Below are 12,933 nucleotides of genomic sequence, written 5' to 3'. Positions count from 1 at the left end.
TTTTGATTCGTCGTGTGTATGTACGGCGGCCAGATACATTGGGACACACGGCGTTTGCGCGCTTCCGATATAAAAACGCTGAAGCGTTTATTCGCGCTATCGAGGCCGGGGCATTCCGGCTGTGGCCCATACCGGGCGATCAATAAGGAGAAATGCGTCATGTCAGATCCCGTCAATGTCCGCCGTCGTCGGATTCTGGGCACCACGCTGGCGAGCCTGAGCCTCGCGGACCTGGGGCTGAGCAGCCTCGCCCACGCGCAGTCCACGGACGGTTCCGCGTCGAACTCGCGCACGGGCGGCAACGTATCGTTCGGGCCGATCCAGCAGATCGACGCGGGCGTGCTGAGCGTGGGCTATGCAGAGGCCGGGCCGAAGAACGGTCAGCCGGTGCTGCTGCTGCATGGCTGGCCGTACGACATTCATAGCTTTGTCGAAGTCGCGCCTATGCTGGCCGCAGCAGGCTATCGCGTGATCGTGCCGTATCTGCGCGGCTATGGCTCGACGCGCTTTCTTTCCGCCGACACTCCGCGCAGCGGTCAGCAGGCGGTGACTGCCGTGGATATCGTCGCGCTCATGGATGCGCTGAAGATCGACCAGGCGATTCTGGGGGGATACGACTGGGGTGGCCGCACGGCGGACTGCATCGCGGCGCTGTGGCCGGAACGCGTGAAGGGACTGGTCTCGGTGAGCGGCTATTTGATCGGCTCGCAGGCGGCGAACAAGAACCCCTTGCCGCCGAAGGCCGAATTCCAGTGGTGGTATCAGTTCTATTTCTCGACCGAACGCGGCGCGCAAGGTTATGCGGAGAACCGCGATGCGTTCAACAAGCTGATCTGGCAACTGGCCTCGCCGAAGTGGAATTTCGACGATGCAACGTATGAGCGTACCGCCGCGTCGTTCCAGAACCCGGATCATGTGGCGGTGGTAATTCACAACTATCGCTGGCGGCTGGGTCTCGCGCAGGGCGAATCGCGGCTCGATGCGATCGAGCAGCGCCTGGCGTCCGGCCCCACGATTTCAGTGCCGACCATCACGATGGAAGGCGATGCGAACGGCGCGCCGCATCCGGAACCGGCGGCCTATGCAAAGAAGTTCACCGGCAAGTATGTGCATCGCAATCTGACTGGCGGAATTGGGCATAACCTGCCGCAAGAGGCGCCGAAGGCATTCGCCGAAGCGATTCTACAGGTGACGCATTTGTGATTGGCGTAAAACGATAAGGAATCCGATTGAAGGTGCAGGTGTGACGCCCGGGACATCCGGGCGTTTTTTATGCATGCGCGTTTGAAGTGTGCCGGATTAAATCCTATGGTCAAATACGCTGTAGGGGATCGGTTCGCGATGCGCAAGGCATAAAACCGTTCCAGCAACGGGGAACGATCTCATTCGCTCGACAATGAAAAGAACGGTCGCGTCACCATGCGCGGCTCATATCACGAGACGACCATGAACCGCATTGAGCCTGGCTGGGGATTCGCGGATACCAACGCGCATGAAAACATCGACGGCCAAGCGGCCGACCTGCTTCTGCCCATCGCGCTCGGCTCGCGTTTTAGCAAGAGCTGGGGGGAGATTCGCGCCAGGTCGTTCGAGGCCAAAGGCTCAGTTCAGCTTAGCGGCACGTCGCTGGCGATTCGCACCTCGGTATCGCGTCTGCTCGATAGTGCAATACGCAACGACCTGACGCTGCGTTTCGAGGATATCTATAACGTCCGCGTGCGCAAGCGTCTGGTGCGATTCGATCTTGTCAATGGCCCAGGCGAGCTGGAGCCCGTGATCCTGCGCACTCAGGATCACGAGGATGCGGTGCTGCTGGCAGCGTCGCTGCCCGCTCAGACGACCCGCACCTATGCCACCGAGCAGCGCGTCGAATCGCTCTTTCTCGGGCAGATGAAACAACGCACGCCGTTTGTGTGGGTCACCTGGGTCATTGTTGCGATCACGTCGCTGGTGTTTATCGTGATGGCGGCCAACGGAGCGGGCGTGATGCGGGTGAATCCCGTTGTGGCGATCGCTTGGGGCAGCAACTTCGGTCCCTATACGCAAGACGGACAATGGTGGCGCCTGTTGACGGCGGTGTTCATTCACTTTGGCCTGGTGCACATTGTCTTCAATATGCTGGCGCTGGTGCAGTTCGGGCGGCTGGCCGAGCGTTTTTACGGCAGTGGGCGATTCATTGCGATTTACCTGTTTGCAGGCATTGCAGCGAGCATGATGAGCTTGCTCATGCATCCCGGCTTCAACTGCGCGGGTGCGTCGGGCGCGATCTTCGGCGTGATAGGCGCGGTACTGGCTTACCTGCTGCTTCATCGCCAGGCAACGCCGCGCGGCTTCTACGTCAAGCATTTCCGGCTTGCCGCATGGTTTACGGTCTATGCGCTGATCAATGGACTGACACATCCCGGGGTCGACAACGGCGCCCATGTCGGCGGACTGCTGGGCGGCTTTCTGTTCGGGCTGGTGATCGCGCCGCCGCTCGAACCTGCTTCGCCCCGATCCGTTGTCGCGCGTGCGATGGCGATCGGGGCACCGGCTGTGCTGGCGGGGGGCTTTCTCGTCAGTCTGGCTGCCGTGCTTGCGATGCTCGACCGCCTTCCGGAGCGTCAGGAGTCGATGCAGTTCTCGGAACTGATCCTCAAGGCCAGCGAACTCGATCGACGCGCAGTGGCCGACTTGAAGACCATGCCGCGTGACCACTCGACGCCGCAGGCGCGTGCGGCTCTGGCCGAACGGATTCGCAGCACCTTGCTGCCCGAATGGCGGCAACTCGACACGATGTTTGCGACCGCGCGGCTGACACCGGATACGCCCAGCGCGAGAACACGCCTGAAGATCCTGACCTACTACGACGACATGTCCCAGGAGCTGGAGCTGACAGCGATGCTGGCCGAACAGAATCTTTTGAGCGATCCTGCTTCGAAAGCGGCCCTGCAGCGCTTGATCGACGAGGCGCGCAGGGCGCGCGTCGAAGCGACCAAGACCTTGCGGCAAAGAATGCAGTGAGGATGACGTATTATATTTGCCACGGCATGACTTCGCCTTTCCACCGGGTGAACGTGTCGGTCGGCCGGTGAGCGCTGGCATGCGTCAAGGCGTTGAGCCGAGGATCGGCAGGGTTTAGTGCGTTCCGGCGTGGCGAGCTTGTGCAGCCAACGCTTGAGCATCGTCGCCGGCCGGAATATGCATCGGAGCCGACGGATCGGTGGCCGCGCGCCACACGGCTTCGGCGACGTCCTGCGCGTAGGTGACCGGCGACGACGTATCCGCAAAATGCGCAAGGACATCCTGCACGACATCGGCATAGGCCTCATGATCGAAGCCGTGGATATGCTCGCGCGCGTTGTCGCCAAAGCGGGTCGACGGCGCGCGGCCCGGCATGACGATGTGCGCACGCACGCCGAAGGGCGCGAGTTCCAGCGCCATAACCTCGGTGAAGGCGTTGAGCGCTGCCTTGCTCGCGCGATAGGCGGCAATCAGGGGCAGCGGCTTGAGCGTCACGCTCGACGTCACGTTCACGACAACGCCCGTCTTGCGCTGCCGGAACTGCGGCACGACTGCCTGCGTCACGGCGATGGCACCGAAGGTATTGGTTTCGAAAAGCGCACGCACCGTGTCGAGCGGAACGAGTTCGGCGGGCGACGCCGCGCCGATGCCAGCGTTGTTGACGAGCACATCGATCGGTCCGGCGGCCGCGACCGCGTCGCGGATGCTGTCCGGTTGCGTGACGTCGAGCGCCAGCATGCGCAGGTGCTCGGAAGGCGCTAGCACGTCGTGATTGGGCCTGCGCATCGTGGCGATGACGCGCCAGTCGCGGGCCAGAAAGAAGCGCGCGATTTCGTGGCCAAATCCCGAAGAACAGCCGGTGATCAGTACGGTTTTCATTGGGGCTCCGCTGGAGTGGTGTTCGGGTGCCCCTACGATAGATCGCTTAATCCGTACTTGCTACAATAAAAAATCCGAAAATCATTGGCAGGAGTCCGGAGATGATCGATCCCCTCGCGGAAGTCGTGATGCTGCTGCAGCCGGGCGCGCGCTTCTCCAAACTCGTTCACGGTGCGAGTCCGTGGCGTATCAGCCGCTCGGAGGCGGGCGCGCCGTTCTATTGCGTGATCCTCGAAGGCGGGTGCCGCATCGCCATCGACGGGCACGAGCCAATCGAACTGCGCGCGGGCGACTTCGTGCTGATTCCCGCCGCCTATGGCGTGGCGATGTCCAGCCTCGTGCCGCCGCCCCCGGGTGTCGAAACGCTCGCGCCTGTTGCGCTGGGCAATGGCGAGTACCGGATCGGCGCGGCCGACAACCCGGTCGATGCGCGCATGATGGCGGGCCATTGCAGCTTCGCTTCGCCGGATGCGGCCCTGCTGGTTTCGCTGCTGCCGCAGATCGTGCATGTGCGCGGCAAGCAGCGCCTGGCCACGCTCGTCGAACTGGTGAGGGAGGAGTCGCGCGAGCAGCGGCCCGCGCGCGAGGTGGTGCTTTCGCGGCTCATGGAAGTGCTGCTCATCGAGGCGCTGCGCTCGATGGCACAAACGAGTGCGTCGCCGGGACTGGTGCGCGGGCTGTCCGACCGGCGGCTTGCGCTCGCGATTCGCGCGATGCACGAAGAGCCGACCCGCGCCTGGACCGTTGCCGATCTGGCCAGGCAAGCGGCGCTGTCGCGCTCGACGTTTTTCGAGCGTTTCAACCATGCGGTAGGCGTCGCGCCGATGGAATATCTGCTCACGTGGCGCATGGCGCTCGCGAAGGATCTGCTGCGCCGTAACGAAGGCAGGATTGCGGAGATTGCGCAGCGCGTTGGCTATAGTTCGGCCAGTACGTTCAGTGTGGCTTTTACGCGGCACGTCGGCCGCCCGCCCACGCAATACGCGCGCGAGGAGCGGGGGGCCGCGGGCCGCTGAGGGTTCGATCTTGTGCTTATGCGGCGAAGTCCGTGGAAGCGGAGAGCGACCGCCACGCTTGCGTTTCCTGCTCCACATAAGCGTTTTTGGCAGCGATGGCAGCGAGCGTGTCCGTGCCAAGCGGCAGCCGCAACGGCGGGTTCGCCGCGTCGACCAGCGTGACCATCGCGTCTGCAAGCTTGCTGGGGTCGCCGGGCTGGTTGTGGTTCATCTGCACGGCCTTGCGGCGAACCGCGCCCGAAGTGTCGTCATAATCGTCGATCACATCCGGCGCGACGACCAGCGACGTGCCGTCCAGAAAGTCGGTTCGGAAATAGCCCGGCTCGACCACCGTTGCGTGAATGCCCAGTGGTTTTAATTCGGCATGCAGAGCTTCGGTAATGCCTTCTACGGCGAATTTGGTCGACGAGTACACGCCAAATCCCGCCGCCGCCCGATAGCCGCCCACCGATGAAATATTGATCACATGCCCCGAGCGCTGGGCCCGTAGCGTCGGCAATACTGCACGCGTGACGTTGAGCAGGCCGAATACATTGGTGTCGTACATGCGGCGCACGTCCTTGTCGGCGGACTCTTCGATCGCGCCCAGCAGACCGAAGCCGGCGTTGTTGACCAGCACGTCGATGCGGCCGAAGTGTTCGATGGCGGTTTGCACGGCGGCCTTCGCCTGGGCTTCGTCGGTGACGTCGAGCGCGACCGGGAGCAGTGCGGCAGAGTCGCCAAGACGCTCGGCGATGGCTTTCGCGTTGCGACCCGCCGCCACGACTGCGTTGCCGTCGGCAAGCGCGGCTTCGGCGATCAGGGCGCCGATGCCGCGCGAAGCGCCCGTGATGAACCAGACCCGCTTGAAACCCGCCTGTTGAACGTTAGCCATGATGTCTCTCCTCGGTGTGTGATGAAGTCATGCCATGGTAGGCGCGTCGATTGACATGAACTAGACGTCGCCGACTGGAGTGATAATCAAGTTTTTCTTGCGAATCAAAGGCCCGGAAAATGAACGGAATTCGTGCGATCAATACCTTCGTGCGTGCCGCGACGCTTGGCAGCTTGCGTGGGGCGGCAGTCGATCAGGGCATCTCGCCTCAGGCCGCGAGTCAGGCCGTGATGCACCTTGAGAAAGATCTGGGCGTGCGGCTCTTTCATCGCACCACGCGCAAGCTCAGCCTGACGCAGGAGGGGCAGCGGCTGTTCGAGAGCGTGCAGCCGGCGCTGACGATGCTGTCGTCCGCGCTCGACGATGCGCGTCGCTCGAAGGAAGAAGTAGGCGGCACGCTGCGTGTGAGCGCGCCGCGCGCGTTTGGCCTGCCCGTTTTGTGGCCGCATTTCGAGGCATTCCAGAAGCGCTACCCGGACGTGCAACTCGAAGTTCAATGCGACGACCAGTTCACGGATCTCGTCACCGACCGCGCCGATGTGGGCTTTCGCGGCGGCCCACCGCCGGCGGGCGGCGCGATCGCCCGCCGGCTGGTGCCGATCCAGCTGATCGTGTGTGCCTCGCCCGACTATATCGAGCGTAACGGCGCGCCCCGCAGCATCGACGAACTGGCCGCGCATCGCTGCACGGGATACCGGCGCGCGAACACGGGCAAGCTTGCCCAATGGCAGTTTCGTGTCGGCGATGAAATCGTTTATCGCGATCTGCCCGCCGCCGTCTGCGTCAACGATACGGAGATGGAAACGCAGGCGGTGCTTGCGGGATTGGGCATCGGGCAGTTAGGCAGCTTCAACGCGGCGCGCCATATTCGCAGCGGCCGGCTGGTGCCGCTCTTGACGCAGCATGCGAGCGAATACGGGATGATTTATATCTATTACCGTCATCGCACCGAACAGCCGCTGCGCGTGCGAACGTTCATCGATTTCATGGTCGAGCGCATGACCGGCAATACGGATTTTTTCCTCGAAGATGAGGAGCTTCGCGCCTTCCAGCAGCCCAGGCAAAAACGCGCGACGAAGCGGCGCGCGTAGTGTCCCGCTGCGATGGCGGTTCAATGCTGCGCGAGTTCAGCCGCCTGATTTCAACTGCGTCCAGAGCCTGCTCTCCAGCCGCTTGATGGTAGCCGGAAGCGGCTTGAGCAGATACAGCGTCTTCAGCACCGGGTCCGGCGGATAGACCGTGGGATCGTTGAGGATTTCAGGGCGCACGAACTGGCGCGCGGCGGTATCGGCATTCGGATAAAACACCTCGTTGGTGATCGCCGCGTGCACTTCCGGGCGCTCGATGTAGTTGATCCATTCAAGCGCGGCTTGCGGATGCGGTGCGTCTTTCGGAATCGCCATCATGTCGAACCAGACGGGTGCGCCGCCAGCGGGGATGACGTATTTCAGCTCGTAGTTCTTGTGCGCTTCGCGCGCCCGATGGCTTGCCATCGACACATCGCCCGACCAACTCAGCGCAAAGCAGATATCGTCGCCCGCGAGATCGTTGATATAGGTGGTCGCGTTGAATTGCGTGATATAGGGGCGAATTTTCTTGAGTGTTTCGTAGGCGGCCTGGTAGTCGGCGGGATTCTCGCTGTTCGGGTCTTTGCCGATATAGTGCAGCGTCACGGCGAATACGTCGGCGGGCGCATCGAGCACCGAAACGCCGCAGCTCTTCAGCTTGCTCAGGTATTCGGGTTTGAACAGCATGTCCCAGTTATCGAGCGGTACGTCATTGCCAAGCATCGCTTTTACGCGCGTGACGTTATAGCCAAGTCCAGTCGTGCCCCACGCCCACGGTACGGCGTATTGATTGCCGGGGTCCGCAGTGGCGACGAGCTTGAGCAGATTGCGGTCCAGATTGACGAGATTCGGCAGTTTCGATTTATCGAGTTTCTGGTAGATGCCGGCGTCGATCTGTTTGGCGAGGAAATTCGAGGTGGGCACGACGACGTCGTATCCCGTCGATCCGGTCAGCAGCTTGGCCTGCAAGGTTTCGTCGCCGTCGTAGACGTCGTAGCGCACGTGAATGCCGGATTCTTTTTCGAAGTTTGGCACCGTGTCTTTGGCAATGTAATCGGCCCAGTTATACAGATTGAGCTGTTTGTCTTCGGCTTGTGCGCCCGTGCCGAAAGCAATGAGCAGGAGCGCAGCCAGTATCGGCTTCATGTGGGGTTGGGGCATGATGTGTGATCCAGACAGAGGGTAAGCTGCGTGATTGGTATTCCTACATATTCTGAAGGCGGCTCAATTTCTGGTTGCGCATCAGGCACAGAATGTCGGCGGCGAGATGCGCGGCGGCGAGCGCGGTCACATCGCTGTGATCGTAGGGCGGCGAGACTTCCACTACGTCTGCGCCCACCAGATTGACGGGGCCGAGCGCGCGCACGATCTCCAGCGCCTGCGCGGAACTCAGGCCGCCCGCAACCGGCGTTCCGGTGCCAGGCGCGAAGGCCGGATCGAGGCAGTCGATATCGAAGGTCAGATAGACCGGTGCATCGCCCACGGTCGCCAGCACTTCGCGGATCGTCGCCTGCGTGCCGTTGCGATGCACCCACGGCGCATCCAGAATGCGCACGCCCATGAAATCCTCGTTCCAGGTGCGAATGCCCACCTGGACGGATCGGGCGGGATCGATCAGACCTTCGCGGATCGCCTTGTAGAACATCGTGCCGTGATTGAGCGAAGCGGGATTGTCGTCGGGCCAGGTGTCGCAATGCGCGTCGAAGTGGATCAGGCTCAGCGGCTTGCCGTACTTTTGCGCATGCGCAACCAGCAGCGGGTAGGTGATGTAGTGATCGCCGCCCAGCGTGAGCATGCGCGCGCCGCTCGCCAGAATGCCGCGCGCGTGGTTGATGATCGCTTCGCGAATGCCGCCCGGATTGTGTGCGTCGAACCAGCAGTCGCCGTAATCGACCACGTTCAGATGGTCGAACAAGTCGATGCCCCACGGAAATGCGCCCAGTTCAGCCAGTTGCACGGAGGCGGCGCGCATGCCAGCGGGACCAAAACGGGTGCCCGGACGGAAGGTCGTGGCGAGGTCGAGGGGAACGCCGGAAATCGCTACATCGACGCCGTGCAGATTGCGTGTGTACGGGCGGCGCATGAAGGAGAGCACGCCCGCATAGGTGGGGGCGGGCGTCTGGCCGTCGCTGCCGGCTGCGGCGGTAGGCGTGAGATGCGAGGCCGTGAGATGTGTGAGAGGCGACGTCATATGGGGCGATCCTGTGGGTTTTTATCGGCGTCATCGCACAAATTTGCTTCATACCTGCGAGGCGTTCGAGGCGTGTGGAGGACGGCTGGAGTTATGATTGCGGGTAAGAATTCCGCTGAAAAGCGAAGAATCTTGCTGGAAGTATCAATATTTTTCATACCTGAAGGCGCCCCGCGCATGCGCAGACTTCCTCCTCTCCAGGCCTTGCTCGCTTTCGACGCCGCCGCGCGGCTGGGTAGCTTCACGCGCGCCGCGCAAGAGCTGGCGCTTACGCAATCGGCCATCAGCCATCAGATCCAGCAACTTGAGGAATGGACCGCTCAGCCGCTGTTCCGGCGCATTGGGCGTGGTGTGGCGTTGACAGCGGCCGGCACGCTCTACGCGCAGACCGTGACCGCCGCGCTGGCCACGCTCGCGGACGGGCGCGATCGTATCGAGCCGTATGGCAATCCCGATTCGGTGATCGTGCACTGCACGCCGGAGTTTGCTTCCGGTTGGCTGATGCCGCGCATGGGCGCTTTTTCAGCGGCGTTGCCGGATATCGAGTTCTGGCTCGTGACCGGCGAGAAGGTCAACGAGATCGATCGTGTCGATGTCGATCTCGTGGTATCGACGCAGGAGATTCGTACGCCCGAAGTGATTGGCGAACCCTTGCTGGACGAAGAGGCCGTGGCGATTTGCGGGCCACGCACCGCGCGCCGTTTGCGCGGCGTACCGTTCCCCGAGGTATTGGCGCAGGTTCCCCTGCTGGTTGACGAGGCGCGCCCGGACTGGGCGCCCTGGCTGCCCGAACTCAGGCGTGCAGGCCTGCGAACGCGGCGCGCGATGACGGCCAACGATGCGCGCTTTCTGGTGTCGGCCGCCGAACAGGACGTGGGCCTTGCCATGGTGTCGCGGCTCACCGCCGGCGAGGCATTGTCGAGCGGGCGAGTCAAGATCCTGCGGCAGGTGCCCGGCTTCGCGCTCGCGCCGTTCTGGCTGATGCGCTCGGCGCAACCGCCGCGCTCTGCTGCGGTGGATGCGGTTTATGCGTGGATCAAGGGGCTTTGCCAAACCGGCGATCAAGCGAGTAAGCCAGCAAGCGAATAACCCGGTAAGCGCGCCGCGCCGAAGGGGTGGCGCGCTTTCTCCATCGCATCTCAACCCTTCTTCGTATCGATACCCAGCAGGCTGCGAATCGTCTGCTCGGTCTGGTCGTATTCGCCCTCGCCGAAATGGCTGTAGACCAGCTTGCCGTTCTTGTCGATCAGATACAGCGCGGGCCAGTACTGGTTGTTGTACGCATTCCAGGTCGCGTACGAGTTGTCCTGCGCCACCGGATATTCGATGCCGAAGCGCGCAACCGCTTTCTTCAGGTTATCCGTGTTGCGCTCGAACGGGAGCTCGGGCGTATGCACGCCGACCACCACCAGACCCTTGTCGCGATAGCGCGAATACCACTGCTTCACGTAGGGCACGGTATGGGCGCAGTTGATGCAATCGAAGGTCCAGAACTCGACCAGCACGACCTTGCCGCGCAGCTGTTTCAGATCGAGCGGCTGGCTGTTGATCCAGGTGTTGATGCCGGTGAAATCGGGCGCGGGTGCGCCGTTCTGCACGGCGGGCGGTTCGGTGGCGGCGGGGCTGGCGGTGGACGCGAACACGGCATAGGCGGCCGTGGCGGCCAGGGCAGTGGCGACGGCGGCGATCTTGAGACGTTCGAACATGACGGGCTCTCCATCAAAGGTTGGGGTGCGAGTGGATTGGACCGCGCGCACGTATCTGCTACATGTCCCCAACTGCCGCCCTGTGCAACGTAGTGTGTCGCGGCGCGCGCCGGATACCTGGCGATACAAAACACCCGCGTAGCGCCGGCGGTTATCCAGTTTTGATTCCGCTCACGCCAGTTGGTACACCCGCTGTTTCAGATTCGCGATTTGTATCGGCGTGTATCCCGGCCGTCGCATGACACATGCCGATGCGCCCCAGGCGCTTTCCAGACATTCAGCCGATACATCGAGGCCCTGAAATACCACACATGGCCGGGGCTTTGCTGCGCCCCTCGAAATCTGTGTGGATCTGTCTGGAGACCGACTCATGTTGCTGCTCGTCGTCGCATTCATCGGCGGTGCGTTCACCGTCCTCAGTCCCTGCATCCTGCCGGTCGTGCCCTTCGTGTTCGCGCGCCCGGACCAGCCCTTTGTCACCGGACGTCTGCCCATGCTGATCGGCCTTGCGGGCACCTTCGCGCTGCTCACCGGGCTGGGTGCGGCGGGGCTCAACGGCGCGGCCCAGTTGAGCGAGTATGGGCGCTATCTCGCGCTCGCGCTGTTTGCGGTTTTCGGCGCGGCGCTGCTGTTTCCAGCTCTCGCCGCGCGTCTTGCGCGGCCCTTGACCGCGCTCGCCGATCGCTTCGTGGCGCGCAGCGCCCGGCAAGGGGCGACGGGGCAGATCGGCTCGGCGTTGTTGCTCGGCGCGGCGACGGGCCTGTTGTGGGCGCCTTGCGCGGGGCCGGTCCTCGGGCTGATCCTCACGGGCGCGGTGCGTCATGGCGTGACCTGGCAGACGTGGGCGGCGCTTGGCGCGTATGCCGTGGGCGCGGCGTGTTCGCTGGCCATTGCCGCGAGCCTTGGCAAGCGTGCGATGGATGCGCTCAAGCGCTCGATGGGCTTGGGCGAGCATCTGCGCCGCGCGGCGGGGGCGCTTGTCCTGGTGACGGTGGGCGCGATCGCGTTTGGCGTCGATACACGTGTGCTGGCGCATCTGCCGGGTTCGCCGACCGAAAGCCTGGAAAATCGCCTCACCGCGCAGTTGGGCGCGAAGACGGCCGAACCGGCCGCGGTTGCTGCTGCGGTTCCTGCCGCGGTGCCCACGGTGGTGCGGCAAACGCAAACGTCGGCGGCTGCGCACGTTGTCCGCGTCGCCACATCGGCTGCCACTGCTGCGCTGCCCGTTGAAGGCACGTTGCCGTCGCTCGATGGCGCATCGACGTGGCTGAATTCCGCGCCGCTCACGCCGCAGGATTTGCGCGGCAAGGTGGTGGTGGTCAACTTCTGGACCTATTCGTGCATCAATTGCCTGCGCACGCTGCCGTACCTCAAGACCTGGGCGCAGCGCTATCAGAACGACGGTCTGGTGGTGGTCGGCGTGCATACGCCCGAGTTCGGTTTCGAGCACAACGCCGGCAACGTGAAGCGCGCGCTGGCGGACCTGGGCATTCGCTATCCGGTTGCGCTCGATAACGACTATCGCGTCTGGAATGCCTTCGGCAATGCGTACTGGCCGGCGTTTTATGTGGTCGATGCGCAGGGCCGCGTGCGCTATCACCACTTCGGCGAGGGTAGCTATGGCGAGGCCGAGCAGGCGATCCGCCAACTGCTCGCCGAGAACGGCCGCGCGCCCGCGGCGCACGCCTCGCACGCCTCGCAGGTAGAGCAAGCGACGGGTGCGCAAGTCCCGGCCGATCTCGCCGATACCGGTTCGGGTGAGACCTATCTGGGTTATCGCGAGGGGCGCGGGTTTGCCTCGCCGCAATCGCTGCGCGCCGATACCGATGCGCATTACACGCTGCCCGCCGATCTGCCGCTCAATGCGTGGGCGCTCGATGGCCGCTGGAATATCGGCGCGGAATCGGCGGTGTCCGCCGCGCCGCAGGCGGCAGTCGCCTACCGTTTTCATGCGCGCGATCTGCATCTGGTGCTCGCGCCAGCGGCGGACGGCAAGCCGGTGCGCTTTCGCATCACCATCGACGGCGCGGCTCCCGGCGCTGCGCATGGCGCGGATGCCGCGGCGGACGGTACGGGCGTCGTAACGGGCGCCCGGCTCTATCAACTGGTGCGCCAGGGCGGCGCGATCGGCGACCGGACCTTCGAGATCCGTTTTCTCGATCCGGGCGTGAAGGTGTACACGTTCACGTTCGGTTGA

Annotated in this window: 11 protein-coding genes; 6 read left to right on the top strand and 5 right to left on the bottom strand. The window is 63.4% G+C overall.

Annotation, left to right across the window (positions count from 1 at the left end):
• Positions 1-159: 159 nt before the first annotated feature.
• Both F4827_RS20620 and F4827_RS20615 read left to right on the top strand, forming a co-directional pair.
• On the top strand, positions 160-1,203 hold the full coding sequence (locus F4827_RS20620; protein WP_183726525.1) for an alpha/beta fold hydrolase: 1,044 nt from the start codon (positions 160-162) through the stop codon (positions 1,201-1,203).
• 243 nt (positions 1,204-1,446) lie between these two features.
• Entirely contained in the window at positions 1,447-3,003 is a 1,557-nt protein-coding gene (locus F4827_RS20615) for a rhomboid family intramembrane serine protease (RefSeq protein ID WP_183726523.1), read from the top strand.
• Between the two features lie 114 nt (positions 3,004-3,117).
• Here F4827_RS20615 and F4827_RS20610 read toward each other — a convergent pair whose 3' ends face one another.
• The gene (locus F4827_RS20610; RefSeq protein ID WP_183726521.1) at positions 3,118-3,882 is read right to left on the bottom strand and encodes an SDR family oxidoreductase; all 765 of its coding nucleotides are present in this window, start codon (positions 3,880-3,882) and stop codon (positions 3,118-3,120) included.
• A gap of 101 nt (positions 3,883-3,983) precedes the next feature.
• Here F4827_RS20610 and F4827_RS20605 point away from each other — a divergent pair, with 101 nt between their 5' ends.
• A complete protein-coding gene (locus tag F4827_RS20605) occupies positions 3,984-4,898 on the top strand; it encodes an AraC family transcriptional regulator (protein ID WP_183726519.1) in 915 nt (304 codons plus the stop codon).
• Between the two features lie 16 nt (positions 4,899-4,914).
• Here the strand turns inward: F4827_RS20605 and F4827_RS20600 are convergent, their stop codons facing one another.
• On the bottom strand, positions 4,915-5,772 hold the full coding sequence (locus tag F4827_RS20600; protein WP_183726517.1) for an oxidoreductase: 858 nt from the start codon (positions 5,770-5,772) through the stop codon (positions 4,915-4,917).
• A 119-nt stretch (positions 5,773-5,891) separates the two neighbouring features.
• On the opposite strand from F4827_RS20600, the gene F4827_RS20595 reads away from it, so the two are divergent.
• The gene (locus tag F4827_RS20595; protein WP_183726514.1) at positions 5,892-6,863 is read left to right on the top strand and encodes a LysR family transcriptional regulator; all 972 of its coding nucleotides are present in this window, start codon (positions 5,892-5,894) and stop codon (positions 6,861-6,863) included.
• 36 nt (positions 6,864-6,899) lie between these two features.
• Here the strand turns inward: F4827_RS20595 and F4827_RS20590 are convergent, their stop codons facing one another.
• Both F4827_RS20590 and speB read right to left on the bottom strand, forming a co-directional pair.
• Positions 6,900-7,985 carry a polyamine ABC transporter substrate-binding protein gene (locus tag F4827_RS20590; protein WP_183726803.1) on the bottom strand — a complete coding sequence of 362 codons (1,086 nt, stop codon included), beginning with the start codon at positions 7,983-7,985 and terminating at the stop codon, positions 6,900-6,902.
• 58 nt (positions 7,986-8,043) lie between these two features.
• Positions 8,044-9,030 (bottom strand): agmatinase, encoded by a 987-nt coding sequence (gene speB, locus F4827_RS20585; RefSeq protein WP_311673984.1) that lies wholly within the window; start codon positions 9,028-9,030, stop codon positions 8,044-8,046.
• 177 nt (positions 9,031-9,207) lie between these two features.
• On the opposite strand from speB, the gene F4827_RS20580 reads away from it, so the two are divergent.
• Complete coding sequence (locus F4827_RS20580; RefSeq protein ID WP_183726512.1) at positions 9,208-10,119, top strand: LysR substrate-binding domain-containing protein; 912 nt, start codon at positions 9,208-9,210, stop codon at positions 10,117-10,119.
• Between the two features lie 50 nt (positions 10,120-10,169).
• On the opposite strand, the gene F4827_RS20575 is transcribed toward F4827_RS20580, so the two are convergent.
• On the bottom strand, positions 10,170-10,736 hold the full coding sequence (locus F4827_RS20575) for a thioredoxin family protein (RefSeq protein WP_183726510.1): 567 nt from the start codon (positions 10,734-10,736) through the stop codon (positions 10,170-10,172).
• A 370-nt stretch (positions 10,737-11,106) separates the two neighbouring features.
• Here F4827_RS20575 and F4827_RS20570 point away from each other — a divergent pair, with 370 nt between their 5' ends.
• On the top strand, positions 11,107-12,933 hold the full coding sequence (locus tag F4827_RS20570) for a cytochrome c biogenesis protein DipZ (protein ID WP_183726509.1): 1,827 nt from the start codon (positions 11,107-11,109) through the stop codon (positions 12,931-12,933).

This window comes from Paraburkholderia bannensis (assembly GCF_014200455.1).
Taxonomy (GTDB): Bacteria; Pseudomonadota; Gammaproteobacteria; order Burkholderiales; family Burkholderiaceae; genus Paraburkholderia; species Paraburkholderia bannensis_A.
Note: the sequence above shows the minus strand (reverse complement) of the source record. Positions and strands in the feature narration are given on the sequence as shown.

Excerpts from the sequence above, each read along its gene's own strand:
- F4827_RS20610 (WP_183726521.1), bottom strand. The coding sequence starts at position 3,882 with ATGAAAACCGTACTGATCACCGGCTGTTCTTCGGGATTTGGCCACGAA.
- F4827_RS20590 (WP_183726803.1), bottom strand. The coding sequence starts at position 7,985 with ATGAAGCCGATACTGGCTGCGCTCCTGCTCATTGCTTTCGGCACGGGC.
- F4827_RS20580 (WP_183726512.1), top strand. The coding sequence starts at position 9,208 with ATGCGCAGACTTCCTCCTCTCCAGGCCTTGCTCGCTTTCGACGCCGCC.
- F4827_RS20605 (WP_183726519.1), top strand. The coding sequence starts at position 3,984 with ATGATCGATCCCCTCGCGGAAGTCGTGATGCTGCTGCAGCCGGGCGCG.
- F4827_RS20575 (WP_183726510.1), bottom strand. The coding sequence starts at position 10,736 with ATGTTCGAACGTCTCAAGATCGCCGCCGTCGCCACTGCCCTGGCCGCC.
- F4827_RS20600 (WP_183726517.1), bottom strand. The coding sequence starts at position 5,772 with ATGGCTAACGTTCAACAGGCGGGTTTCAAGCGGGTCTGGTTCATCACG.
- F4827_RS20620 (WP_183726525.1), top strand. The coding sequence starts at position 160 with ATGTCAGATCCCGTCAATGTCCGCCGTCGTCGGATTCTGGGCACCACG.
- F4827_RS20595 (WP_183726514.1), top strand. The coding sequence starts at position 5,892 with ATGAACGGAATTCGTGCGATCAATACCTTCGTGCGTGCCGCGACGCTT.
- speB (WP_311673984.1), bottom strand. The coding sequence starts at position 9,030 with ATGACGTCGCCTCTCACACATCTCACGGCCTCGCATCTCACGCCTACC.
- F4827_RS20570 (WP_183726509.1), top strand. The coding sequence starts at position 11,107 with ATGTTGCTGCTCGTCGTCGCATTCATCGGCGGTGCGTTCACCGTCCTC.
- F4827_RS20615 (WP_183726523.1), top strand. The coding sequence starts at position 1,447 with ATGAACCGCATTGAGCCTGGCTGGGGATTCGCGGATACCAACGCGCAT.